The 26,292-nt window shown below is 45.0% G+C and carries 16 protein-coding genes; 8 read left to right on the forward strand and 8 right to left on the reverse strand.

Features of this window, described 5'->3' with window-relative positions:
- Positions 1-4 precede the first annotated feature (4 nt).
- The 4 genes from MUK70_RS24455 to MUK70_RS24470 all read left to right on the forward strand — a co-directional run bounded on the left by MUK70_RS24455 (position 5) and on the right by MUK70_RS24470 (position 5,816).
- Positions 5-1,114 (forward strand): FecCD family ABC transporter permease, encoded by a 1,110-nt coding sequence (locus MUK70_RS24455; protein WP_234658398.1) that lies wholly within the window; start codon positions 5-7, stop codon positions 1,112-1,114.
- Positions 1,111-1,905, forward strand: a complete 795-nt coding sequence (locus MUK70_RS24460; RefSeq protein ID WP_234658397.1) for a heme ABC transporter ATP-binding protein — start codon at positions 1,111-1,113, stop codon at positions 1,903-1,905. Before MUK70_RS24455 ends, MUK70_RS24460 begins: the two co-directional genes overlap by 4 nt.
- A 24-nt stretch (positions 1,906-1,929) precedes the next feature.
- Positions 1,930-2,976 (forward strand): hemin-degrading factor, encoded by a 1,047-nt coding sequence (locus tag MUK70_RS24465; protein ID WP_234658396.1) that lies wholly within the window; start codon positions 1,930-1,932, stop codon positions 2,974-2,976.
- 290 nt (positions 2,977-3,266) lie between these two features.
- On the forward strand, positions 3,267-5,816 hold the full coding sequence (locus MUK70_RS24470) for an adenosylcobalamin-dependent ribonucleoside-diphosphate reductase (protein ID WP_234658395.1): 2,550 nt from the start codon (positions 3,267-3,269) through the stop codon (positions 5,814-5,816).
- 48 nt (positions 5,817-5,864) lie between these two features.
- On the opposite strand, the gene purB is transcribed toward MUK70_RS24470, so the two are convergent.
- A complete protein-coding gene (gene purB / locus MUK70_RS24475; RefSeq protein ID WP_234605872.1) occupies positions 5,865-7,220 on the reverse strand; it encodes an adenylosuccinate lyase in 1,356 nt (451 codons plus the stop codon).
- Positions 7,221-7,371: 151 nt separating this feature from the next.
- Here purB and MUK70_RS24480 point away from each other — a divergent pair, with 151 nt between their 5' ends.
- Positions 7,372-8,112 (forward strand): MIP/aquaporin family protein, encoded by a 741-nt coding sequence (locus tag MUK70_RS24480; RefSeq protein ID WP_234605871.1) that lies wholly within the window; start codon positions 7,372-7,374, stop codon positions 8,110-8,112.
- Here the strand turns inward: MUK70_RS24480 and MUK70_RS24485 are convergent, their stop codons facing one another.
- Together MUK70_RS24485 and MUK70_RS24490 are read right to left on the reverse strand one after the other, a co-directional pair.
- Positions 8,113-13,572, reverse strand: coding sequence for an alpha-2-macroglobulin family protein (locus tag MUK70_RS24485; RefSeq protein WP_244784526.1), 5,460 nt, complete (start codon positions 13,570-13,572; stop codon positions 8,113-8,115).
- A gap of 151 nt (positions 13,573-13,723) precedes the next feature.
- Complete coding sequence (locus MUK70_RS24490; protein WP_234658393.1) at positions 13,724-14,947, reverse strand: 4-hydroxy-3-methylbut-2-enyl diphosphate reductase; 1,224 nt, start codon at positions 14,945-14,947, stop codon at positions 13,724-13,726.
- Positions 14,948-15,150: 203 nt separating this feature from the next.
- On the opposite strand from MUK70_RS24490, the gene MUK70_RS24495 reads away from it, so the two are divergent.
- The 3 genes from MUK70_RS24495 (at position 15,151) to MUK70_RS24505 (ending at position 17,434) form a co-directional block, all read left to right on the forward strand.
- Positions 15,151-15,714 (forward strand): RNA polymerase sigma factor, encoded by a 564-nt coding sequence (locus MUK70_RS24495; RefSeq protein ID WP_234658392.1) that lies wholly within the window; start codon positions 15,151-15,153, stop codon positions 15,712-15,714.
- Positions 15,715-15,807: 93 nt separating this feature from the next.
- Complete coding sequence (locus MUK70_RS24500; protein ID WP_234605863.1) at positions 15,808-16,416, forward strand: hypothetical protein; 609 nt, start codon at positions 15,808-15,810, stop codon at positions 16,414-16,416.
- The gene (locus tag MUK70_RS24505) at positions 16,376-17,434 is read left to right on the forward strand and encodes a hypothetical protein (protein ID WP_234658390.1); all 1,059 of its coding nucleotides are present in this window, start codon (positions 16,376-16,378) and stop codon (positions 17,432-17,434) included. Before MUK70_RS24500 ends, MUK70_RS24505 begins: the two co-directional genes overlap by 41 nt.
- Before the next feature lie 15 nt (positions 17,435-17,449).
- Here MUK70_RS24505 and bshC read toward each other — a convergent pair whose 3' ends face one another.
- From bshC to MUK70_RS24530, 5 genes are all read right to left on the reverse strand, one after another.
- A complete protein-coding gene (gene bshC / locus MUK70_RS24510; RefSeq protein ID WP_234658388.1) occupies positions 17,450-19,003 on the reverse strand; it encodes a bacillithiol biosynthesis cysteine-adding enzyme BshC in 1,554 nt (517 codons plus the stop codon).
- 265 nt (positions 19,004-19,268) lie between these two features.
- Positions 19,269-21,083, reverse strand: coding sequence for an acyl-CoA dehydrogenase FadE (locus MUK70_RS24515; protein ID WP_234658386.1), 1,815 nt, complete (start codon positions 21,081-21,083; stop codon positions 19,269-19,271).
- A gap of 146 nt (positions 21,084-21,229) precedes the next feature.
- The gene (locus MUK70_RS24520) at positions 21,230-24,118 is read right to left on the reverse strand and encodes a putative Ig domain-containing protein (RefSeq protein WP_234658384.1); all 2,889 of its coding nucleotides are present in this window, start codon (positions 24,116-24,118) and stop codon (positions 21,230-21,232) included.
- Between the two features lies 1 nt (position 24,119).
- Complete coding sequence (locus tag MUK70_RS24525) at positions 24,120-25,235, reverse strand: glycosyltransferase (protein ID WP_234658382.1); 1,116 nt, start codon at positions 25,233-25,235, stop codon at positions 24,120-24,122.
- Positions 25,222-26,238 (reverse strand): glycosyltransferase family 2 protein, encoded by a 1,017-nt coding sequence (locus MUK70_RS24530; protein ID WP_234658381.1) that lies wholly within the window; start codon positions 26,236-26,238, stop codon positions 25,222-25,224. The genes MUK70_RS24525 and MUK70_RS24530 overlap by 14 nt, the downstream gene beginning before the upstream one ends.
- Positions 26,239-26,292: the final 54 nt, after the last annotated feature.

Genomic DNA, 26,292 nt, shown 5'->3' on the forward strand with positions numbered 1-26,292 from the left:
TTGAATGTTGGCTGAAATCACAAAGGAACCGGATCAGTTTACGAAAAAGGCATCTGTAAAACAGTTGCAACTTCCGTCGCTGACGGGAAAAATGTCGTGGATACTGGGTTCGCTTTTGTTCGCTTGCGTAGTGTTTTCAGCCTGCACGGGCGCATTATCGATTTCGCCCACTGAGCTCTGGCAAATTATCGCGCTGAAACTCGGCTTTATCCAGGAAACGCGAGTGGAAGAGCAAAAATCAATCGTTTTTTGGGTCATCCGTTTGCCGCGGGTTTGTCTGGCAGTGCTGATAGGGGCGGGTTTGGGTATTGCAGGAGCATCATTACAGGGACTTTTCCGAAACCCTATTGCAGATTCAACATTGATTGGCGTGACCTCGGGTGCATCCCTGTTTGCTGTGTTCGTAATCATGCTTAATGTCAAATATTTTGGGATAATAAATGAATGGGTCGGCGTTTACGGCATTTCTTTTGTGGCATTTGTGGGCGCGGCGCTAACTACATTATTGGTTTATCAACTATCAAAAATCACCGGCGACGGCGGCGTCACGACGTTGCTGCTTTGCGGAATTGCCATTAATGCTTTCGTAGGCGCAATGACCGGGCTTATGACTTATCTGGCCGACGACGCGCAGCTTCGTTCCATCACATTCTGGAACCTGGGAAGTTTGGGTGGGGCCAACTGGGCCTCCGTGCTGGCCGTGTTACCCTTTGTAGGCATTTCGGTATTTTTCATGCCTTACCTTTCCAAAGCGTTGAACTTGCTGGTGCTCGGCGAAAGCCAGGCTGGGAGTCTGGGTGTTAACTTAAAGGTTTTAAAGCGGCAAGTTATTATCCTGGCAACTTTGGGCGTCGGCGCGTCCGTGGCTGTCGCAGGCACGATCGGATTTGTGGGACTTGTCGTCCCGCACATGATACGCACAACATTTGGCCCTAATCATAAAACGCTGCTGATTGGCTCAGCATTGGCTGGTTCTATCGTCTTAACATTAGCAGACACACTTTCAAGAACAATTGTAGCGCCTTCGGAACTTCCCATCGGGATTCTCACAGCATTACTGGGTACGCCGTTTTTCATATATATTCTTTGGGAGCAAAAACGGAAGCGGCTATGATTGAGATTATGAATGTTGGTTTTGAAGTCCGGAAAAAGTCGCTTTTAAAGGATATCAGTTTCAATGTCTCGCCTGGCCAGTTCTGGGCGGTCGTTGGCGCTAATGGTGCGGGGAAATCTACGCTGATTAAAATACTTTCTGCTGAGCTTTCGCCCACATCAGGTTCCGTTTTCCTGAATGGAAAGGATTTGAAAAAGCATAAGTTGAGAGATCTGGCAAGGAAACGGGCGGTTTTATCTCAACAAAATGTGATCAGTTTGTCATTTACTGTGCAGGAGATTGTGTTAATGGGCAGATATCCGTTTTACGAAGCCGAGCCTGCGCAGAAAGATTTGGAAATCGTTGAAGTATGTCTTAAAAAAGTAGGGATTAGCGCTTTAAAAAATCAACCTTACCCAACGCTTTCGGGCGGAGAACAGCAGCGTGTGCAGCTTGCAAGGGCATTGGCGCAGATTTGGGAAACTGAAAACGGGCTTTTGCTATTGGACGAGCCGACAACAGGAATGGACCTTTTGCACCAGTTTGAAACATTTCATTTGGCCAAAGAACTGGCCGCCAAGGGGTTTTCAATAGTTGCGGTGGTTCATGACCTGAATCAGGCTTTGCAATATGCAGACCAGGTTTTAATGTTGAAGAACGGACAGCGTTATGCAATCGGCTCACCGGAAGAGGTTCTGAATGAGCACGTTATTAAGGATGTTTTTGGATTGCCGGTAAAAATTGTCCAGTCCGAAAATTTGAGTTATCCAGTCATTGTGCCGGATGTGCCAATGGTTTCCATGGATTATTAAAGATCATTATAACAAAATATCAAAATGAAATCTACCCTGTCACCAGAAAGAACTGAGCTGAAAGAACGTTGGTCTGAATTCAAGGCTATCAACCCCAAAACCCGAATCCGGGACGCTGCGAAGGAATTGAATACTACTGAAGCAGAGCTCGTGGCCACGGGGATCGGTGAAAATGCAACATTGCTGGTCGGAGATTTTCGTGAATTGATCAAAGAAGTGGGCTCGCTGGGGCACGTGATGGCGCTTACCCGTAATGATCACGTCGTGCACGAGCGGAAGGGAGTTTATGAAAAAATATCTTTTAATGATCACGTAGGGTTGGTTTTAGGAGAGGACATTGACCTGCGGCTTTTTCTGGGCGACTGGAAATTCGGCTTCGCTGTTTCTGAAAACGACCGCCACAGCTTGCAATTTTTTAATAGTTTCGGAGACGCAACGCATAAGATTTATTTAACCGAAAAAAGCGATAAAGATGCCTACGACGCATTAGTAACCAAATACAGCGAGCCGGATCAGGACGTTAGCCTCGCGATTTCGGAAAAAACGCCGAAACCAGCCGAATCGGAGACGGTTGTGGAAATAGATAGGGCAGCATTTCAGGCGGAATGGCTCGCTTTAAAAGACACGCATGATTTTTTCACACTGCTTCGCAAATACAATCTGAGCCGTAAGCAAGCTTTGCGCAATGCGCCGGAGGGTTATGCATACAGGATCACTCCGGAAAGCATGAAGCCCGTTTTCGAGGCCGCTTCGGAGGAACAATTACCGATTATGGTGTTTGTCTCCAATCCAAACTGCATTCAAATTCACACCGGTCCGATCAACAAGATTTTTGTCATGGGACCCTGGTTGAACATTATGGACCCGGAATTCAACCTGCACCTGCGTCAGGATGCTATTGATGAGGCCTGGGTTGTGAGAAAACCGACAGAGGATGGTGTTGTGACAGGCATTGAACTAATCGATAAAGAGGGGACAATGTTCAATCAGTTTTTTGGAAAAAGAAAGCCAGGGATTCCCGAGCTGCCTGAGTGGCCGGCATTGATTGAGAAATCAGTTAACCGGTTGTAATTATTCCAAAAGAGCTCCGTATGGATTGAGTTAAGATAAAATTTCGCCATAGTAATTAAAAAATCTCCGGTTTCAATTTGAGCCGGATTTTTTTGTTTCATGTATTTTTGCTTTACTATTTGGAATAAATTTTTTGTAAACTTTTTTCGGTTCAATAATTTTTAATTATTTCATTATCAAAGCATTAAAAATCTTTTCTGTAAACATTAGTAATTAAAATGAACATTAAAGTTTTAAATGATGTAAATTTATCATTCGACTTTATACAATGTTCTTCATATAAAATTAACATGGAAACAATAAAACCTTCGCACACTGCGCAAACTTACACCACAGACGAGGCGTATCAAGCTTCTCTTCAATACTTTAAAGGCGACGATCTGGCGGCGCGCGTTTGGGTGAATAAATATGCATTGAAAGATTCATACGGTGCGATATATGAAGCGACGCCGGACGACATGCACAGACGCATTGCGAAAGAAATTGCGCGCATAGAGGCAATTTATCCAAACCCACTGAGCGAAGACGAAGTGTTTGATCTGATTAAAGATTTCAAATACATTATTCCGCAAGGAAGCCCCATGACCGGCATTGGCAATCCCTACCAAATTGCGTCGCTATCCAACTGTTTTGTGATCGGCAACAATGGTGCTTCTGACTCATACGGCGGCATTATGAAAATTGATCAGGAGCAAGTGCAGCTGATGAAAAGGCGCGGTGGCGTAGGCCATGACTTGTCGCACATTCGTCCGAAAGGATCGCCTGTGAAAAATTCAGCGCTCACTTCCACTGGCATTGTGCCCTTCATGGAAAGATTTTCGAATTCAACCCGTGAAGTGGCCCAGGATGGTCGCAGAGGCGCATTAATGCTTTCAGTGGCGATCAGGCATCCCGATTCTGAGGATTTTATCAATGCAAAACTGGAACAAGGCAAAGTGACCGGCGCCAATGTTTCTGTCCGCATCGATGATGAATTTATGAGGGCCGTTGAATCCGGCGAGACGTACAAACAGCAATATCCGATCAAAAGCGCAACACCAACGCACATTAAGGACATTGACGCGACGGCTTTGTGGAAGAAAATTGTGCATAATGCGTGGCAGTCGGCTGAACCGGGCATTTTGTTTTGGGACACCATCATTCGCGAGTCTGTGCCCGATTGCTATGCAGATCTGGGTTATGAAACGGTTTCTACCAATCCTTGCGGCGAAATTCCATTGTGTCCGTACGATTCCTGTCGTTTGCTGGCGATCAATTTGTTTTCCTATGTGGACAAGCCTTTCACCAACGCGGCAACATTCAATTGGGATTTGTTCAAAAAGCACGTCGCTGCTGCCCAGCGCATGATGGACGACATTATTGATCTTGAACTAGAAAAAGTGGATGCGATTCTTCAAAAAATCGACGAGGATCCGGAAGATGAAGAGGTGAAAAGAGTGGAGCGCAATCTGTGGCTGAACATTCAAACCAAAGCTAAGGAAGGCAGAAGAACAGGAATCGGCATCACTGCCGAAGGCGATATGCTGGCAGCGCTAGGCCTGCGTTACGGAAGTGACGAAGGGACCGAATTCGCCGTTGAGATACACAAAACCGTTGCGCTTGAAGCTTATCGTGGATCTGTCCATACAGCCAAGGAAAGGGGCGCTTTTGCCATATTTGATTCTGAAAGGGAAAAAAATAACCCGTTCATTCTGAGGTTGAAGGAGGCTGATGCGCAGCTTTATTACGAAATGCTGGAATATGGCCGCCGTAACATTGCCATGCTGACCATTGCGCCAACCGGAACAACGAGCTTAATGTCGCAAACCACGTCGGGCATTGAGCCGGTTTTCCTGCCTGTTTATAAAAGAAGAAGGAAAGTTAATCCAAATGACAAAGACGTCCGGGTGGATTTCGTAGACGAAGTGGGTGATTCCTGGGAAGAATATGTCGTTTTCCACCATCGTTTCAAGGAATGGATGGAGATCAATGGCTTTGATATCAGCAAAAATTACGCGCAGAAAGAACTGGACGATCTTGTAAAAAAATCGCCTTATTACAAAGCGACCTCCAATGATGTGGATTATCTGAAAAAGGTCAAAATGCAGGGCGCAATTCAGAAATGGGTTGACCACTCGATCAGCGTAACCATTAACATGCCCAATGACGTTACCGAAGAATTGGTTGGCGAATGTTATATGGAAGCTTGGAAAGCTGGTTGTAAAGGAGTTACAGTTTATCGCGATGGTTCAAGATCTGGCGTGCTGATCGCAAATACGGAGAAAAAAGAGGAAACCGTTGCCGGTCATGTGCCTTTTCCAACAATCAGACCGCAAATTCTGGAAGCGGATGTTGTTCGTTTTCAGAATAAAAAAGACAAATGGATTGCATTCGTGGGCTTGATCGATAATCAACCTTATGAGATTTTCACAGGTTTAGCCGATGATGAAGATGGCATATTGTTGCCGAGATGGGTTAATGAGGGGGTCATTATCAAAAATCGGGAGGCAGATGGCAGTTCACGTTATGATTTTCAATATAAAAACACCCGGGGTTATAAAACTACTATCGAAGGACTTTCTTACAAGTTCAATCCGGAATATTGGAATTACGCAAAGTTGATTTCCAGCACATTACGTCATGGAATGCAGATCGAGAAGGTCGTGGATCTGATCAGCAGTCTGCAACTGGACGAATCCATTAACACCTGGAAAAATGGCGTAGCCAGAGCATTGAAACAATATATCCCAGACGGAACCGAGGCAAAAAAGCAGAAATGCCAGAATTGTAATTCTACGAACTTGCTATATCAGGAAGGGTGTTTGACTTGCAAGGATTGCGGATCTTCGAAGTGTGGGTGATAGGAGAGACTTTCCAAGTCTTCAAGACTTGGAAAGTCTACACATCGCTTAATGCGTATCCTCTACAACGCCCAGATAATTAAATGGGGAGATTGCGCGCAATTCTTCCCTTATTTTTTCCGAAACATCTAATGTTTCAATAAAGCGCGAAATTGAATCGTGCGTGATTTTTTCGTTGGTCCTTGTTAGTTCTTTCAAGGCCTCGTAAGGTTTTGGGTAACTTTCGCGGCGCAGGATGGTTTGAATCGCTTCTGAAACCACGGCCCAGTTTTCTTCCAGTTCGGCTTTCAGGATCTCTCCGTTGAGCTCCACTTTTCCCAAACCTTTCAGCAATGAATTCAATGCAATGGCCAAATGTGCAAGCGGCACACCGATGTTCCTTAGCACAGTGGAATCAGTCAAGTCACGCTGTAAACGGGAAATCGGAAGTTTACCGGCGAAATGCTCAAATAACGCCGTTGCCAAGCCAAGATTTCCTTCTGAGTTTTCAAAATCGATCGGATTTACCTTGTGCGGCATAGCAGACGAACCCACTTCACCAGCCTTGATTTTTTGTTTGAAATAACCCATTGAAATGTACGTCCACATATCCCGGTTCAAGTCGGTCAGGATCGTGTTCAGTCTTTTCAGGCAGTCAAAAGTGGCGGCGAGGTTATCGTAATGTTCAATTTGCGTCGTGTGGCGGCTTCTTTTTAATCCCAAACCTTCTACAAAATGGTTGGCAAACGCCATCCAATCGTGTTTCGGATAAGCCACGTGATGCGCATTGAAGTTTCCTGTTGCGCCACCGAATTTTGCCGAATGCGGAATTTTATCCAACATTTCCAACTGACGTTCAAGCCTTTCCACGAAAACAAGGAATTCTTTTCCTACACGTGTAGGCGATGCCGGTTGCCCGTGCGTGAATGCCAGCATAGGAACATTTTTCCATTCGATCGACATTCTTTTTAATACAAAAAGAACCTGCCGGAACAATGGTTTGATCTGACGTTCCAGCGCATCTTTCAATGAAAGCGGGATCGCGGTGTTGTTGATATCCTGTGATGTAAGTCCAAAATGGATGAATTCCTGGCAGGATTCAATGCCCAGTTTCTCGAACTGTTCTTTTATAAAATACTCAACGGCCTTAACGTCGTGATTCGTAACTTTTTCTATATCCTTGATATGCAGCGCGTCGTCTTCACTAAAATCCTCATATATCTTGCGCAGGGAAGCATAATGTTTCTTGTCAAACTCCGCTAATTGAGGCAATGGAATTTCGCAAAGCGCAATAAAGTATTCGATCTCCACATAAACTCTGTAATAAATTAGGGCATATTCGGAGAAATAAGCAGAAAGCTCGGATACTTGCTTGTAGTAACGGCCGTCAACGGGAGAGATAGCCGTAAGTTGGTTTAATGACATGATTTTCAATACAAAAATAGATTATTAGGCAAAGTTAGTAGAAATCAGCGTCGAAAATTGGTAAAAAATTTGTGAAATATTCTTTTTAGTATCGATGCCAGAAATTATGAAACTATTCGCATATTCGCTGATCCAACCATATTTGTAACTTATGCAACCTTCACCCTTTCTTGGAGAATTAATTGGTACGATGGTCCTCATTTTATTAGGTAACGGCGTCGTCGCCAATGTTGTTCTCAAACAAACCAAGGGTGAAAATGCCGGATGGATCGTTATTACGGCGGGTTGGGGCTTTGCAGTGATGATCGGAATTTTCACTGCCAATGCTTTTGGAAGTGCAGCTGCGCATCTGAACCCTGCTGTAACCATTGCGTTTGCATTCCTACGTCAGGATTATAGCTTGCTCGCAAGTTACCTTCCCGCGCAATTGATTGGTGCTTTTTTGGGCGCTGTGCTTGTTTGGCTGCAATATTTACCACATTGGAAAGCTACCGAAGACGCAGGCTCCAAGCTGGCTTGTTTTGCTACTGGCCCTGCCATCAGATCTTCCGGTTCCAATTTTGTTAGTGAATTCATTGCTACCATCATCCTGATAGTCGGCGTTGTTGCCATCGGCTATGCCGGCACATCTGATCCCGATAAGGGCGGAATTCCTTCCGGTGTCACTCCATATCTGGTCGGAATGCTTGTTTGGAGCATTGGATTATCATTAGGCGGCACCACGGGTTATGCTATTAATCCGGTCCGGGATTTGGGGCCGAGGATCGCCCATGCTATTTTGCCCATTCCCAATAAGGGCAGCTCAGACTGGTCATATGGCTGGGTCCCCGTGGCGGGCCCCGTTTTAGGAGCCATCGCCGGCGGGTTGATCTTGCGTTTTTTCTATTTCTAATTACTCCACTGTTATTTTTCCGCCACCTGAATAGCTGCGGTATTCGCCTTGATACATCGCATCCGCAGCGGCCGGACCTACGGTAAATGTTCCTTTGGAAACAATGCGGACCTGATAATAGAATGTCTTGGCCACATTATTTGCCGTGGTGAAAAAGTGAATGCGGTCATCACGAATGTCCAGATATTCAGGGCTTGATGCGTTTTTGATCCAGGGCATATCGCGTGGCTCGGTAATTCTTGGGTTTTCAATTTCAAAACCGGATGGCAACATATCGGTTACCACGATGTTCTCGATCGGCAGACCATTTGTGCTGGTTAATGTCAGCTTCACAACAACCAGGTCATTTTGTTTAAATGTCTGAACTGGTGCGCCGTCGCGGGTAAGGAACTGACGGCGAATGCTTAATCCCTGATCCTCCTCCGCGTATGCGCCGCTGGCCGACATGCCTTCAGATTGTGAAAACCAATATAAATCACCCGATCCCTGCGTTTGAATAGCGACTTTCTGGTTGTTTATTCCTTTGGAAACTTTAAGTTCTTTGCCGGTGAATGACGCCAGGTTCTTTCCGTTGGCTGAAACCGTCGCTGTGACTGTTGATCCCGCGGTCTTTTTAGCCAATTTCCCCAGTGCCAAAACTGAGAATGCAGCCTCCTGCGTGTTGAGATAGGCCGCTGATTGAACAGTTTTGGACAATTGACGCGCTAACACAGAGATCTGCGGATTATCCGGATCTGATTCTAAAAGCGTATTTAAAACCAATGACATATTTCGCAATGGAGACGAATAGCTGTTGTCAAAACCCTGCGTGCCGTTTTCAGGTACATATTTTTTAGGCAATAAAGCATTAAAACTTCTGGTGTCGCCTGCCAGCTGAAATGCAGCTGCAAGTAAATATTTAGAATCCAACGTGAGCAAATGGGGGTTTTGCTTGTAATAATTCATAGAAGCGCGGTTCGGCCGGCTATTCAGTGCCAGGACATAAAGCGAATAGATGGCCTCTCTGCGTGCCACCGTTTTGCGGGATTGCGATCCGGGTGACTGCTCACTTCCGTAATTCAAGCTATTTCCTGTGCTCGCTGTCACCACTTCTTTGTTTGCAGTATTTCCGGTTTGTGATTTAAGGTAATCCAATGCCCGGCTGAGCGTTTTTGCATTGATTTCAAAGCCGGCTCTTCTGGCTTCTTCAAGGAAATGAGCGGCATATGCCGTTGCCCACCAATCTTCCTGCGTGGCGCCGGGCCACATGCCCAAGCCGCCATTAAACAATTGCAGCGATTCCACTTTCCTGATCGCTTGTTGCACATTCGTCATGGGATTGAAGTCGCTGGCGCCACTTTTGACCGTGTAAACCGGCGCGGCCATCGCTTTGGTAAGATCAGCAAAGTAAATCTGAGGAAAAGCCTTTGAAACAGTCTGTTCCAGGCAGCCATAAGGATAACCAAGCAATGTAGAAAGCGCTTTCCCGCCGCCCTGCACCAACGGTGACCGGCTCAAAACAATCTGACTTCTGGTGGTCGAGGGAATGAATGTGGAGGAAAGATTAATGAACCCAGATTTACCAGCCGCAATCTGACCCGAATTACTCGATTTTAAAAGAGGCGATGCCGGACGAACTGTAATGTTTGTTTGATTTGTGAAAGTCTCGCCAAATGCCGAAACCTTTACCGTAATGTTCGCAAGTCCGATGGATGGCAGGGCTTTCACGGAGAAAACGGCACGTGCTTCTTTGCCAGGCAAGATCGTCATCTTTTGGATCAAAGGAACCGCTCCTGAGGCAAGCGGGCCACTTAGTTGCACGGAGACGGTTGCATTCGCAGCTTTGTTTTCTGTATTGCTAATGTTAACGGGCAATGTCAGTTCGTCGCCTGGACTCAAAAATCTGGGTAAACCTGCGCTGATCACCACCGGATCCGCCACTTTCATATTTTTGGTTGCTGAACCAAACGCATTGTCTTTATAAGCCACAGCCATAATCCTGAGATCACCGCTAAATTGCGGCAGATTGACGTCAAACGTGACTTCACCACTGCTATTGGCGGTTAATAAGCCGCTCCAAAAGGAAACCAGTTCTGTCCGGCCATTACTCAGAGGATTAATCCTTCTTTCCAGATCATAACCATCGCCACCAAAGCTGGAAGAACCGCTTATGGTAAGTTCAGGAAACAATTGAGCGTATAGATCGTGTGTGGTTACTTCCAGGGCACATTTCTGATAAAAATGGCCATGAATGTCCGGCGTTTTGGAGTTCTTAATCTGTAAAATGCCTTCGTCCACAACCGCCAGCGTAACCTGCGCATTAGGCGAGGTCTTAATTTTGATTTGTTGTTTTGTCTTAGATCTGGATTTTTCAATCGCCGTTATGGCAATGGGCAGCTTTCTGTGAGGATCTTCTACGAGGATTGGTGTGAATCCGTGCGCAACGGTGAGCGGCATGTCCGTGGTGTCGAACGGGCGGATTAACGTGGCGGTGATAAAGACATTGGGTAAATGTTCTTCTTTCAACTTTAATGTTAATTCCGCAGCCTTTTTCTCAGTCTTTAAAATATGCTGTTCGAGCACATTATTGCGCTCGACCGTGACCAGAAGTTTCCCGTCAAAAGGTGTTTTAAACAAAACTTTGGCCGATTCTCCAACCTTATAATTGCTTTTATCCGTTTCCATCAGCACGCGTCCCTCATTACTCACTTCAAATGAAGAATACTGCGTGTAACCGTAGCCGTACGCATAAAAATGAGCGAGCGTATAATGCTCTGCGCCCGGCCTACGCACGCGCACTTCATATTCTCCCGAAACCGTCGGCACATATTGAATGCTGCCTTTTCCGGTTTTGAGGTCCAATGTCGTGGAATAAACCGTCTTTTCACTTTTTCTGGAAGTGTATTGCAGCACATCATATCTTTTCTCGACAACCGTCTGATATTCAAGTCGAACGATCTCGATTTTTGCGGCGCTTTTTTTCAAAACACCCTTATTGTTCACACCAATGATTCCAACCGGAACCGGGGCATTGGTGCCGACGTACGCGTCCGGAAGGCGGATTCCGTAGAATGTGGACTGCGTGAAAACGTCAAATCTTTGCAAACGATTGACCGGGCGGCCATTTTCGTCAAAAACAGTGACGAAAATTTTGCCTTCCAGCACGCCAATGTCTTTTAAATCAGCAGATATTGGGAAGCTTTCTGTCGCCTGTCCCTGCTCATTGGTTACGCCCTGGCGGCTTTGTTTTTCAAATGCGGTTTCTCCGGGAATGTCGAAGATGTATTCAGGAAAAGCAGTGGCAGAAAATCCCTTTCTTTTGAATTGGGCATCCATTTGGTAAGTCCGGTTGCTGGCTGGCGGGCCAAATAAGTTGGTCGTGGTTGCAGTTAGCGATACATTGCTGCCGGAAGGATATTCCTTTGCCGCACCACTTAGATCCACTTTTATCCGATCCGGCATAAATTCTTCAACGCTAACTGCATGCGACGCGAGCAGAATGTCATTGCCGTTGTAAACTTCCAGCACATAGGTTCCGGTAAGTCCGGCCGCGTCAATCGGAACTTCAATTTCTACTGCGCCCTGGTCATTCGTATTTTTGCGCCAGGTGCGATATTCGCGCCCATTGGGCGTAACCATGCGCAGTTTAAGCGGAATTTCTTTGGCGCTATCCCATTTTTTTGTGCGGACGACCGTGTTGAAATGCATGGTCTCGCCTGGGCGGTAAATGTCTCTTTGGCCATAAATAAAAGCCTGTAAGCCAGATACATTATCCCGCAAACCTTCCACTTCAAAACGCGATGTTTCAACTTGTGTGTCTTCTAAAATCAGATAGTTAAAGTCTTCCTTGACGCTGGCCGTGAGCATGGCGATCTTGAATCCCGGCGCTTTTTCGCTGAGCTTCTCAATGTGTGCAATGCCTTCTCCGTTTGTATTTGCGGTGTGCACAGTCTGGTTATTGGAACTGATGAGCGTGATTTCTATATCGCCAAGGGGCTCATTTGTTTTAATGGAATTGGCAAAAATCCACATTTCGTCCTTGCCCTGTTTCGCGATTAAACCAATGTCGGAAATGGACACCAACTTGGTTGCGCCCAAATAAGCCTCTTCTTTTGAATTGACCGACACCAGATAAACGCCTTTTCGCTGATTATCTTCGGGTAAGGCAACATTCAATGCCGCTATTCCTTTACTTTTTGGCAGGTTTTCGGTTTCAACTGTTTTGTCTACGATCACGTCGCTCAGCTCATTATCCCGGTCGTCGCTATAATTAAATGCCCCCGTTTCCACCCAATCATCGCCGGAATAGCCATACTCGTTCCAGCGGTTATTGCGGACGTAGCTCAGGATATTATTGGCAAATAATTTTGAAATTTTAACTTGTACTTTGGGAATATTGACAATCTGAACGCCCAGGTTTTTGGAGCCCCGAGGCGTCATATAAAGTGCTTTTTTATTAGCGAAGGCAATGGACGCAGGCATTTTTCCAAAAAACAGGTCCTTAGAAGTTTCATTTTCCAGGAAAGCACCCAGAACACCTTTCAATGTTTTGTTAATCAGTAAATTATATGTTTCTGTCTCGTTGAATTCGCCACGGATGGTGAAGCCATTTTCTGTTGGCTCCGTCTGCACCTGGATTTCGGGGCTTAGTTTGAAGCCGTTCGCAATGCTTTCCTTGTCCAGTTCCTGGGTTGTGACAATGCGAGCATAACCTGAATTGTTCTCAAAACCGGTTTTTATATCAACGATTTCAAGGTGAAGAGGCGAAGGCAAACTGGCACTTTTCGTAATCGCATCTTCACTTATGTATGAAGTGTTTTGAACTTTGAGGCCCTTTTCAATGGCAATGTTAACGGGAATTGGATTGTTGTCCGTCTTGCCAGGGTTGCTGATGGCGAGCGTGACCGAATGCTCATTTGTAACCGGCAATATTTTGTAATCCAAAGACTTATCTGCAATCGTCACTTTCAGTTTTTCGGCAACATTCTGACTGCTAACCGGATAATTAAAGATCAACCTCAACCGGGCCTCCTGCTTGCCGCTTTCCTGGGAAAGTGCCCACCAGCTTTCTGTTTCAACCAGTTGAAGATAAGGTGTATGGAAATCGAGCGGGTCTTTTGAAATGGATAATTTTGTGTCTTTATCAGCCTTTTCAATCAGTTGATCGGTCAGTTTGGCTGTATATTTGGTAGCGGCCCCAAATCCGGCTACGGGTGAGAAAACGAGCTCGTTAGGCGCCGACCATTTGAATTTCCCGCGCACTGCGGGCTCAAACTGCACATATTGTGTGGAATCCCAATCATTCAACTCGTTTTCGGGAACAATGTCTTTGTTGAATGTAAAAACCAGATTTTGCGACTGGCTGATCTCATCTGTAAAGTTGGTCCCTGCGACGCGAATTTCATTTAGAGAAGAGCAGCTGTTGAATAGTATTGGAATAAAAAGGGATAAAAAGAATGCAAAAGCAGAAGTCTTTTTCATAATCACGAAGGGAGTAAACGTAAGTGAGAACACGCGTAAGAAACGAAAAAAGGACGGCCGTTCTGAGCCATCCTACGAATATAATTTTAGTAAAATCCGCAAGTCCATTTAATTGAGCGAACGGTAAGCTAAATGTTTTTTCGGTTCAAATTCAAAATTGTTCCATCACCTCGTTAATGTCCTTTGTGCCTTCGTAAAAGGACAGTAACCTGGTCAGAATCCCTTCCACGACCGCATCCGGGCAGGAGGCGCCGCATGTGAGCATAATGCGGGCAGGCGTGTGCTTGGGGAGGTAATTTTCTGTAACTATTTCTTCTTTGGAATGCATGTTGAAGTGGCGTATAAGCTGCTTATCCAAAATTTTATTCACTGACTCAATGAAATAAGTCGGGAATTTCTGTTCGCAAAGCTCCACCAAATGGGTGGTGTTTGAGCTGTTATATCCACCCGCAACAATCACCAGATCAGCCTCATGCGTCAGCAATGCATAAGTTGCATCCTGATTATCATTCGTTGCGTAGCACAATGTATCGCGTGTATTGGCAAAACGATCTTCCACCTGTTCGGGGCGGAGGCTGTAATGTTTGATCATTACATTTTTTAAAAAATCCGCAATGCCTTGTGTATCGGAAGCCAGCATGGTTGTCTGGTTCACGACGCCTATACGCTGCAAATCTTTTTCGGGATCAAAGCCATTGGAATACTGGTCTTTGAAATCCTGAAAAAACTGCGCTGCCGACAATGTGCCTTTCATATATTCTGCAAGACGTTCGGCCTGCGCCATATTTTCCACAACAACCGTCGGCGCATTTTCCTTGCTGTGCGAGAATGTGGCACGTGTCTCTTCGTGATTGGGTTTGCCGTGGACAATGATCGTATAATTTTTCTCTCCGATCTGCGCGGCGCGGTTCCAGACTTTTTCTACAAAAGGACAGGTTGTATCATAAACATACGCGTTAATGCCCAGTTCAGTCAGTTTTTGCTGGTTTTCAACGGTCGTTCCAAATGCAGGAACAATCACAATGTCCTCAGAAGTAAGGGTTTCCCAGGGAATTAAAGGGTTTCCCTTCGTATCCATAATAAAACGGACGCCGCGATCCACCAGATCACGGTTTACGTCGGGGTTATGGATCATTTCACTGAGCAGGAAAATTCGTTTATCCGGGTTTTCGGCAATGGCCTTGTAGGCAATGTCAATGGCGTTTTCAACCCCATAACAAAATCCAAAATGGCGTGCAATCAGGAACTGGACCGGGCCAAAATCCAGCAAAGTAGGCGCATAGTCACGTTTCAGCTTATCATTTTTACGACGGAACTCCTTAATCGGCGTAATAATCCTGCTCCGGTAAAAATCAGGAATGTTGAACGTTTTCATTGACTAAATTGGTAGATTGCAGTTAACAAATTAGGGTATATTATGACCAAAAATCAAAAATATGCGCGCCTTTTTTAAGAACAACGGTTGACCCGACATTGTTCGAACGACGTTTCCGGAAAATTTTTTTCCTGTTGATGCAACATGTAGTCTCATCTACTGTCCTTTATACAGAACGTTCAAAATATATATTAGCCTGCTGCTTGAAAACACAATTTTACCCTGACCGGCACGTCGAACTGGTGGAACGTTGTAAACTCGGTGAGCGCAAAGCGCAATACGAGCTTTATAAGTCGTATTCGAAAGCCATGTTCAACATCTGCATGCGGATTTTGAATCATATGGGGGAGGCAGAGGACGCTTTACAGGAGGCATTCGTGGATGCATTCACCAACCTGCACCAGTTCAGGCAGCAGTCGACATTTGGTGCGTGGTTGAAGCAGATCGTCGTTAATAAGGCGATTAACCACATGCGGAGCCGGAAAGTGAAGTGGGTGGAGATTGAAGAATGGCAGGAAACGATGGAAGACAGCGACCGGAATGATAGCTATTTCGGAATGGACGAGCATGAGACAAATCTGGAAGTGGAGCGGGTGCGCAACACGGTCCAGAAACTGCCGGATGGTTACAGAGTGGTTTTAAGCCTTTATTTATTTGAAGGTTACGATCACGAGGAAATAGGGGAGGTGCTGGGGATCAGCGAAACTACTTCGCGGACGCAATATATGCGGGCTAAAAGAAAACTTACAGAAATGCTTTCAAAATAGTTGTAGCAATAATTTTAAACTTAATCGTTTGAGTTCCATCTAAACAAACAAGGATTTGAGAACATTATTTACACATGACAAGTTAATGATTTTATGAAAAATTCTTCTGATAAAAAAGATCGATTGGAGCGGTTTGTGCGAGATAACAGGGATGGATTTGATACTTTCTTACCGCAGGATTCTTTATGGAGCCAGATCGATAGCAAATTACATAGCGAGATTCCGATAGTGCCGGAGAAATCCAAAAAAAAAATTAGGAGGTTGAGCAGCCCCTATTTCGACTGGCGCATAGCCGCCGGTGTGTTTCTGGCCCTCGGAATCGGATTTTTAGTTTACCTTAATAATGAATACGGCATAACCCGCGATCCGAAAGTGGCGCTCAAAGTCCCCACCTATGCCCGTGAATTCAATGCTTACAATGTTGCAATAGACCAGAAAAGAGAGGAAATCATTAAGCTCGCACGGAACAATCCGGAGTTGTACAAAGATTTCTCTGCTGATCTGGAAAGTCTGGAAGTGAGTTATCAAAACCTGCGTTCCAACTTATCCAATGCTCCCAACCAGGAAGCGTTGCTGGAAGCGATGGTCCAGAACTTACAATGGCAGGTTGACCTGCTCAACCAACAATTAGAAATTTTGCAACGGATTAACAAAGTAAAAAATGGAGACGATAAAGAAGTTAACAGCGCACCTGTTATTTAGCATGCTGGTCGTGCTGCCGCAGATGGCGCTGGCAGCAAACCCGGATCCGGAACAGAACGGACTCGTAGAAAAGCGAAGGAATATAGTAAAGGTTTTTGATGTTAAAAATAATGACCAGCTTGTGGTTGATAACCAGTTCGGTCAGGTCAAAATCAATCTTTGGAATAAGGAAGAGATTAAGGTTGAGATCATTATAACGGCCAATGCGCCAACGGACGGCCGGGCGTCGGAATATTTGGGAGCGATTAAAATTGATGAAAAACGGGTTAAGAACCAGATTAACCTCACCACTCATATTGACCGAAGCCAGTTTGGAAATAATGGCTGGAATAACCGGAAAGGCGAAAAGAACTTCATACAGATCGATTACACAGTTTACATGCCCAAAGAAAACGCGTTGGTCGTTCGCAACAAGTTTGGCGACACGGACATTCCTTCGTTTCATGCGCCGCTGACCATTGATTCCCGTTACGGAAACTTTGTTGCCAATCTTTTGGATAATGCCGAAAACATCATTGACGTGCGTTATGGAAGTGCCAAAATTGGCAGAATGGATGGTGGAAAGCTGGAATGTCAGTATTCAAACTTGAAGCTGGATTTGGCTAAAAAAGTTTTTATAACCAATAAATTCGGTGAGCTGAACATTGGCGACGTCACGAATCTGGATGCGGATATTGATTATTCCGGAGCGAAAATCGGGACCATGCGCGGATCGGGGAAAATAAAGCTGAATTATTCAGGGAATTTCAAGATCGATCAGCTGACCAATTCTGCGGAAGATATTGACATTCAGGCATCTTACTCCTCAATTATCTTGCCGGCAGATGCTAACCAGTTCAATGTGACGGTTACTTACGGGAATTTCAGTTATCCTTCCTCAAACGTCAATTTTTCAATGCAGCCTGCGAAGGATGACAAAGCTTATAAACAGAAGCAATATCAGGGAAAGGTTGGCACTGGCTCCGGGACAAGAATAACCGTCGTTTCGAGGTTTGGAGATGTGAAATTGAAAGATTAAACAGCTGTTAATTAGCTATTTATCTTCAACAATCACATTATATCTGAAATCCAGCGGATCGAAAAGGTCGAATAGTTTTTCGATGAATTCCGGATCATTAATGTAGAAATTCAGCAAATTATCATAGCGTTCCTGGGCGATTCCGTTCGGGAACAGCTTGTTTTTAAGGCTGATCAGTTGCGTAATTTCAGACTCATGATTGCGCTCCTCGGCCTTGATAATGCGTTTTTCCAAATGTTTTAATGAATTCAGTAAACGCGTTTGCTCCGCTTTAACTGCACCGTGCATAGTTTGATCCACCGCAGTCGCTTTGCCTAAAATCGCTTCGAAGATATCATTAAAGGCATTTTTCTGCTCTTCCAGACTTAACATATGCTCTGAATTTCTTTCAATAAATGTTTTTCGCAGCGCAACTTCGTCCAGGAAAAGATCTTTGTAATTGATCTTCAGCTTCTGCGCCTTTTTACACTGCTGGTTATTAATATACAAAGCAAAGTTACGCGGCATTAACATCGGGAAAGGCACATGGAAATGCTCAAAAACGCCTTTCAGCTGCATCCAGTAAGGCACTTCTGACGGCCCGCCTATATACGCAAGATTTGGCAAAATCACTTCTTCGTATAGTGGTCTGAGAACGACGTTCGGACTGAAAAATTCTGGGTTTTTTGAAGCCAGATCGAGGATTTCTGACTCAGTAAATGTAATGTCGGTGTTCAAAACCTGGAAATCGTTGCCGTCGCGCGTAATGCGCTCGCGAAGTCCGTCGGCCAGGTAAAAAAGGTTGATTTCTCTTGCGTGAAGCGGCGTGTGATAACCCAGTGCATTGAGTTTGCCGGTGGTTTCCGTGACCAGTTTTTCCGAAACGGAGTGGGTCAGCTCTTCTTGAATAACCGGGAGGAAGTGGCGTTTTAAATCTGCATTATCTGCATCAAGCGTGATTAAGCCCTGCTTTCCAAACAATTCGTGCATATAACATCGAACCGCATTGGCCAGCGTCGTATTTTCCAGATAAGCCTTTGCAAACAACAGCGGCTTGTCCGGCATTTGCTTGATAATGCTTTCCAATTCTTTCGGATTTAGCCTGCCCACGGCTCCTTTGTGCTCACCTGTCCATTTATGCGTTTGTCCAAACAGATGAAAAGTGGCAATCTCCTCAAAATCATGGTCTTCGGAAGCCATCCAGTAAATGGGCACAAAATTGTACTCAGGGTATGCCTCTTTCAGCGCTCTCGCGAGCTTCACGGTCGTTACAATCTTATAAATAATGTAAAGCGGCCCGGTAAAAATGTTCAGCTGGTGGCCGGTTGTTACAGTGAATGTATTTTCCTTTAAAAGGATTGAAAAATCAGGGAGATAGGGAAGCCCCGTGTATTGTTTTTCTAAAACTTCAACCAGCGTTTTACGCTTCTCAATATCGAAATTCTGCTTGCTAATGATGGCTTCTTTTGCATTCTCCAATGTTGGATAAATACTGTAAAACGATTCCAATGCCGGTTTTTGATCGAGATAATCAAGCAGTAATGCAGGAAATTGGCCCGTTGTACGAAGATCCAGGGAATGCAGGGTCATGAAAGGTGGTTTTTCAGTAGCTAGTAGAGAATCCAACGTAAATTATTTAGCGATATTTTATTCAAACAAACCGATAACCTAACGTGAAAACAACGGACATTGGTTTCCCAAATTTGCGCATTTTGGGGTAGAATAAAAAACCTTTCATCACAACAAAAAAGCCGGACCTGATTCAGATACGGCTTTCGGGAATTCATTTGGTTTTCAGTTGTGCAGGCATTAGCTCAGGACTTTCCGCCCGGGCTATCCGCCTGAAATATCATATTTAAAAAACATAGTCATTTTTGGCAATCAGCTCGTCGGCAATTCTTCGGCGGGCATCTTTGAGGTTAACCGGTTCAATTTTCGTGAATCTTTTCAATCCCATAAGCATGACCCGCAGCTCGTCACTTTCTGCAAAACTTGTTATAGCGGCTTTTCCGGCATTGTTTACTTTCTCCACGGCCCTATGCAGATAGATCATGGCCATGTCCGCGTGCAATTTGTTTGCTTCCGCTCCCAGCAGATCAATCCTTTTTTCAACACGCAGGAGAACCGATTCGGCTGCGTAAATTTCAATAACCATATCAGCCAAATTCATGATAATTTCCTGTTCCTCGGAAAGTTTCATCATAAATTTCTGCACCGCTGCTCCGGCAACCATTAACGCTGCTTTTTTGAGATTCTGAATGACCTTTTTTTCCGCCGCAAAAAGCGTTTCATCTTCATTTATGCTAAAATCGGGAATGGACATAATCTCTTTCCCAACCGCCATTGCAGGTCCCATCAGGTCGATCTGGCCTTTCATCGCGCGCTTCAAAAGCATATCCACGACAAGCAGTCTGTTGATCTCATTGGTTCCTTCAAAGATCCGGTTAATGCGGCTGTCGCGGTAGGCACGGTCCATCGGCGCATCGGCTGAAAAACCCATTCCACCATAAATTTGAACACCTTCATCTACCACATAATCAAGCACTTCGGAGCCGTGTACTTTCATGATGGCACATTCAATGGCCAGTTCTTCAAGTGCTTTTAGTTTGGATTCAGCGTCCGACATTCCTTTCTCCTGAAAAGCAGAAATCAGGTCATCGATATTCTGTCCAACCCGGTAAGCCGCTGATTCCGTTGCGAACATTTGCGTGGCCATTTCTGCCAGCTTATGCTTGATCGCGCCAAATTGCGCTATCGCCGTTCCGAATTGTTTTCTTTCGTTGGCATATTGAATGGCTTGTTGCGTCACTCTTTTAGCGCCGCCCAATGCTGCGGCAGCCAATTTTATCCGGCCAATATTCAGAATGTTAACTGCGATTTTGAAACCGTTTCCGCGCTCGGAAAGCATGTTCTCAACCGGGACCAGGCAATCATTAAAGAAGATTTGGCGCGTATCCGAGCCCTTAATGCCCATTTTATGCTCCGACGCATTCATCGTAATTCCGCCAAAGGATTTTTCTATGATGAAAGCGCTCAGGTTTTTATCGGCTTGACCATTCTCCTCAATTTTGGCAAAGACAATAAATACATCCGCGAAACCGCCGTTGGTAATCCACATTTTCTGGCCAGTAATGGAGTAGTGTTGGCCGTCGGAGGTGAGTATCGCTTTGGTTTTCCCGGAGTTGGCATCCGAGCCGGAATCTGGCTCTGTTAAACAATAGGCTGCTTTCCATTCGCCTGTTGCCAGCTTGGGCAAATATTTACTTTTTTGTTCGTCGTTACCGTAGTAAAGGATAGGCAATGTGCCAATTCCCGTGTGCGCCGAAAGTGCGACGGAAAATGAATTCCCGGCGCCAGTGGTTTCCGCAACCAGCATGGAAGTGTTGAAATTCATGCCAAATCCACCATATTCCTCCGGAACCGCGGTTCCCAGCAAGCCTAATTCACCTGCCTTATCCATTAACCCTGAGATCAGATCTGGGCTTTTTGCATGATCTATTTCGTCCAGGATCGGCCATATTTCCTTGCCGAGAAATTCCCTGCAAGTGTCTGCAATCATACGCTGTTCTTCCGAAAACTCCTCAGGAATAAAAATTTGTGAAGATGAGGTTTCTTTTATCAAAAATTCCCCTCCCTTAATAGACGTCTTGTTCACTTCTGCAACGGCCATATTCGTTAATTTTTATTAATGATTAAGATTTGAATTAAAGGTATGCTTGCATACTACTTTGTGTATTGCAAATATAAATCATTCGCATTATTATGCAAGCATACCTTTCGCAAAAATCGAAAGAGGATGTTTCCGGTGTTTGAAACTTACTTTTTGAAGATCTTAAATTGTTTCAGAAGCGCGCCGTTGCTGTTCAGGCGGATAAAATACATGCCGGAAGAAATGTTCAATTTCGATAAATCAATGTTGGCCAGGTCGTCGGAAACAGTGACAAATTCTTTTGGAAAATGGATCCGCTTGCCGGAAACCGTGATCAGTTCGTAAGTGATATCATTAGCAACCAGGTCTGCCGGGAGCTTTACATTGAAAACACTTTCAACCGGATTTGGGAAAAAGCGCCAGTCTTCCAGGTCTTTGGTAATGTTAACAGAGTCGCCAAAGGAAATGCTGAACTGAATAGAATTCGTAACAATGACGGAATCCTCTTTCGTGGCGGTGACGGTCAATGTGTAGCGGCCAATGTAAGGCGCAAATCCGCCTGCGTTTTCATAAAGCGCAAACGGGAAGGTTTTGGTCTGTGATTTCTTGTTATACGGACCAGTCATATTGAAATCGACTCTGTCATATTCAAAATTCCCGTAGGCGAAGATGTTCAGCAGTTGCGGCAGTTCGTTATAAGGAATGACATCGTCGCCGTCCAGCTTCCGGATCACACGCTGGTCCACTTTGTTTCCGCCCTGTACAAGCTCGAAGCGCACTTGGGGGATTTCTACTTTCAAAATAAATGGCACTTCAACATAAGCTCCTGCATTATCATAAGCCCTGATAATGAGCCTGTAATCTCCCTCTTCCGTAGGCGTTCCGGAAAAAACATTCAGTTGGAAATTCAGCCAGGAAGGGCGGTTCTGTAATGAAATGGAAGAGATATAACCGTCCGGATCGCCAAAAATTTCGCTTGGTAAAATGTAATTGAATGGCATATTCAGCTGCGCGTATTTTACGGGCAGCGAGCTGCTGGCATAAGGCGGCGCATTCAGGAACTGCGGCTCAACGACTTTGATCGTAAAGTAGGTTTCCACAAATGCATTCAGATCATCATATGCCTTCAGGCTGATCCTGTATTCGCCCAGTTTTGTGGGCGTTCCTGTCAGGACACCATTTGTAAATTTAAGCCAGTTCGGAAGCTCGCTCGCTTCGATTTTTGTCACTTCACCATCCACATCCTCAAATGCGCCCTCGGCAATAGGCAAAGAAAATGGCTTGTTCAGCGCAATTGTCTGATTGGAGAAGTTGGCGTCAACAATCGGCGGTTTGTTTGCGTTTTCACGCGTATCCACACGAATTGTCAAAAAGGCTTCAGTTATTCCGCCTTCATCGTCGATTCCCTTCACCTGGATCCGGTAATCGCCCAATGTTGTTGGCCTGCCTCTTAACTGGCCATTTTCGAAACGTAACCAGCCTGGCAAAGCGCCTACTTCCATTTTTGCGATCGTTCCGTCGACGTCCGAAAATGTATCGATCGGCAATTTGTAGGCAAAATCTTTGTTTACCGCAACGATCTGCATCGGCACCGGCCGGAACACATATGGAGGATAATTGGCTGCGTCGTTCCAATACTCAGGCGCAAGAATATCCTCCTGCAAGCCAATCCAAACTGGTTTTGGGTTCGCAGGATCGGCATAAGCGCGTTTTCTCCACTCATCAAAAATAACATTGATCGGCCCTCCTTTTTCCACGGCCGCCGAAAGTCTGTAACGCACGGAATCGGTGTATACAATAGGCTTCATAGCCTGACCAAGCCACGTTTGTGCGGCCTGCCGGAGAAATGGCTCGGCTCTGTTCATCGTGTTTTGAACAGAAGCCACAACTGCAACGACATTCGCGCCGTGCGCAAAATTCTCATTGATCTGCCTCAAATGCGCATTGTTATCAACCGAGGCGTTGATAAACAGCTCATTAGCTGCTATGAAGTTGGGAGGAGATGAACTTTTAATGATGTCAACTGACCACCGGTGATCACTGGCCAGATCATCATTAATTTTAATGCCATCCGATTTTTCATTTAAACTTCTGAAACCCAGCGTACCGCGTACACTGGAAGGTTTGTCGAAAACGGAGCCATAATCGGATACAAACTTTATATTCGGGTCAACTGACTTCACTGTGGAGATCATTTGCTCGGTGTAGCGTTTCAGGATGAGGTGCCGGTAAATGTACCAGTCTTTTCCGGCACGCTGGCGGAATGTCTCGCCTGGTTCCCAAGGCGTTGCTGGTGGAAGCACTTCTTCATAGCTCTTATGCTCGACGCCCCATAGATAATTAAGCCGTTGCAGTTTTTTATAATGTGTTTTCAAAAATTCGCGAAAGCCAGAGATCATCGATCTGGAATAATCGTAAATCGCAGCACTTTCCTTGCCGTTTTCTATCAATCCACCCGGATATTCACCTTCCTGCGTTCCGGTGTTGGTAATGGAGATAAAAAGGAGCTGCTTATTGGTATGAAGATGCTTGTAACGCGTAACGGTTTCTTTTACAAATGCCTGTGCTCTGCTTACAACAGGCTGATTATCAAATCCGAATGAAGTGTCCTGATATCCGCTGAGAACAGGCTTGCCCGTGGAGCTCATATGGCTGTCAGACGGCTCCCAGAAGCCCTTAATTCTTGTACTATGCCTGCCGAGGTGAATACGCAGCGCCACTTTCATGCCCAGGTCTGTGGCAGTTTTGATCTGTTGATCAAATTTGTCCCAAAGCGGCTTCTCATTAGGTGAAGTGTAATAAACTTTATCCCAGGGAATGGTAAGATAAACCGCATTCATTCCGTACGCATGCGCCGAACGGATCAGATCAAGCTCCGGTCCTTTTTCATCTTTGTCCAGGACATTGAGCAACATCAATGCCAGATAACGCTGATTGTCCGCTTCGGTTGGTGCCGGATTAGACTGGGCGTTAAGGGATTGGAAAGAAATGGTCCAAGCCAAAACCACAAAAAAAATTTTCGTGAGCAGTTTGGACCCGTACGTAGAATTATGCATGCTAATAGTTTTTATCAATTAATCTGATCCATTCGTTGTAGCCATTGTCAATGTTAAATTGGCTCGCCACTTCAATGCTTTTTTCACTGTCGGTAACCGTTTCACCACGCATAATCGAGCGGATTGCTTTTACCATTTGTTTTATACTAATATCCTGGGTTACAATGCCCATTCCTTCTTTTATAAACTCAGAAACACCGCCGGAAGGGAATGAAACAATAGGCTTGCCGAGCAGCGCAGCTTCAATCATCACCAAAGGAAAAGGGTCCTGGCGGGATGTCAGTAAAAACCCGTTTCCCATGTTAAGGTAATTATAATAATCTTCTTTTTGCTTTCCTACAAGGTGAATTTTGGTCGCGGATTTGGAATTTTTGCAACGTTGTTCTGTATAATAAACCAGCCCGTCGTCAATGCTCGCCCCAACCCATATCAAGTGAACGCGCGGATCGTTAAGTTCTTGTGCGAGATCGGGTAACATATCAAAACCTTTTCTTTCGGATGTCATTCCGGATAAAATCCAGACAAAATCGTCAGCGGGAATCCCTAGTGCGCGTTTTAACTCGGCTGTCCGCTTTTCATCTTTTTTTACGAGCGTGTGATCAATAAAGGAGTAAAGCAACTCCACATTCTTCCCGCCAGCATCTTTAATGGGCTCGCAGGTTGTTTGGGAGCAACCGAGAAGCAGGCTCGAATAATCGATAATGCTTTTGAAATCCGGTGAGCTCAAATAAGTGTAAGTCAACGGCATTTCGTGAAAATGCGTGATAACCGGAATAGAAAATTCCTTCGCTACCACGATCGTTTCCGGCATCATGGTGGTGTTTACATACCAAAAATCTGCTTTAAAATCCTTTGCGAGCTTCCTCAGATATTTCAATGTGGGATGAATTCCAAGGTGAAAAGATATTTTTTCCACCATGTTGAAAGTTTTGGGCGCTATATAAACCGGAATGTCCGAAGGGAATTCTTTTAACAATTCGCCATTGGCAAAACTTACGATTCCAATGTCAAACCGGCTTCGGTCAATTTTTTTTACGATATAAAGCAGCATCATTTCTGATCCTGTCCGGGTAGCATAAGGAGTAAAAAAGAGGATCTTTTTCTTAACGTTGTTCATGTACAGCTGTTAGCAGATCAATATTTTCTTCGGGCTTTATTTTGTAGAGCCCTTTTTTCAATAGGAGTGTTCGCCAAAAATATTTCAGGATTACCCTGGTTTTGCGAACATATATATGTTGTGTGCGCAATTCGATAAACGGGTCTCCGTGCTTGCGTAAGTTCAAAGCCATTTTCCAAATATAAACAACCGGGATCATCGAAATATAATGGACGATTAGCAGTAAATACTGGAACATTCCATATTGTTTCCTCACCCAGAGGAAGTTGGAAATCTGCATTTGCGTGCTGAAACGGTTGATCCAGGAAATATTCGTGCGGCGGAATGGGTTATTATTTTCCAGGTGAATGAATTTGCAGTCCTTGAAATAGCAAAGTTTTCCCAATTTCCCGAGCCGCCCCGACCATTCAACGTCCTCGCCATACATAAAGAAATCATCACTGAACCCGCCTGTTTTCTCAAATCCTTCCCTACGCACAAAAATAAAAGCGCCTACGAGCCAGTCGTGCTGGTCCGGATCGGCATATTGGGGATCGGGATAAAACTTCTTTATCACCTTATCTACGGCATTACTGATCGGAAGGATGAAGAATGTTCTTCTGAATTCATTAAAACTTTGGTAAAAGGGCATCGGGCTGCCATCAGCATAATATTGAAGTGCGCCGCAGGCGATAATGTCCGTTCGTACGTTCAGGCGTTCGAAGCAGCGGTAAATGACATTGTCAGTTATTAATGTATCCGCATTCAGCAGCAGGAAGTATTTTCCTTTCGCTACGGCCATTCCCCTGTTATTGGCAATCCCAAAACCTTCGTTCGAAGGGGAATCGATCCATTTAATTTCCGGATAGGACTTTCTTACGAGTTCCCCGCCACCGTTTCCGGGATCATTATCAACAACAATAACCTCAAAAGAAATGCCCGAAGTGAACCTGTAAATAGAGTCTAAGCAATTGATTATGAGTTGAGGCGTCCGGTAATTGATAATGATTATGGATACATCCATGAACAGGTGTGTCGGTTTGCGGGCAAAAATAAAGAATCTCCGCCGAAGATGGTT

Source organism: Dyadobacter chenwenxiniae (assembly GCF_022869785.1).
Taxonomy (GTDB): Bacteria; Bacteroidota; Bacteroidia; order Cytophagales; family Spirosomataceae; genus Dyadobacter; species Dyadobacter chenwenxiniae.

Bases quoted from the DNA above. Each gene is read 5' to 3' on its own strand.
- MUK70_RS24455 (WP_234658398.1), top strand. From the start codon at position 5: ATGTTGGCTGAAATCACAAAGGAACCGGATCAGTTTACGAAAAAGGCA.
- MUK70_RS24460 (WP_234658397.1), top strand. From the start codon at position 1,111: ATGATTGAGATTATGAATGTTGGTTTTGAAGTCCGGAAAAAGTCGCTT.
- MUK70_RS24465 (WP_234658396.1), top strand. From the start codon at position 1,930: ATGAAATCTACCCTGTCACCAGAAAGAACTGAGCTGAAAGAACGTTGG.
- MUK70_RS24470 (WP_234658395.1), top strand. From the start codon at position 3,267: ATGGAAACAATAAAACCTTCGCACACTGCGCAAACTTACACCACAGAC.
- purB (WP_234605872.1), bottom strand. From the start codon at position 7,220: ATGTCATTAAACCAACTTACGGCTATCTCTCCCGTTGACGGCCGTTAC.
- MUK70_RS24480 (WP_234605871.1), top strand. From the start codon at position 7,372: ATGCAACCTTCACCCTTTCTTGGAGAATTAATTGGTACGATGGTCCTC.
- MUK70_RS24485 (WP_244784526.1), bottom strand. From the start codon at position 13,572: ATGAAAAAGACTTCTGCTTTTGCATTCTTTTTATCCCTTTTTATTCCA.
- MUK70_RS24490 (WP_234658393.1), bottom strand. From the start codon at position 14,947: ATGAAAACGTTCAACATTCCTGATTTTTACCGGAGCAGGATTATTACG.
- MUK70_RS24500 (WP_234605863.1), top strand. From the start codon at position 15,808: ATGAAAAATTCTTCTGATAAAAAAGATCGATTGGAGCGGTTTGTGCGA.
- MUK70_RS24505 (WP_234658390.1), top strand. From the start codon at position 16,376: ATGGAGACGATAAAGAAGTTAACAGCGCACCTGTTATTTAGCATGCTG.
- bshC (WP_234658388.1), bottom strand. From the start codon at position 19,003: ATGACCCTGCATTCCCTGGATCTTCGTACAACGGGCCAATTTCCTGCA.
- MUK70_RS24515 (WP_234658386.1), bottom strand. From the start codon at position 21,083: ATGGCCGTTGCAGAAGTGAACAAGACGTCTATTAAGGGAGGGGAATTT.
- MUK70_RS24520 (WP_234658384.1), bottom strand. From the start codon at position 24,118: ATGCATAATTCTACGTACGGGTCCAAACTGCTCACGAAAATTTTTTTT.
- MUK70_RS24525 (WP_234658382.1), bottom strand. From the start codon at position 25,235: ATGAACAACGTTAAGAAAAAGATCCTCTTTTTTACTCCTTATGCTACC.
- MUK70_RS24530 (WP_234658381.1), bottom strand. From the start codon at position 26,238: ATGGATGTATCCATAATCATTATCAATTACCGGACGCCTCAACTCATA.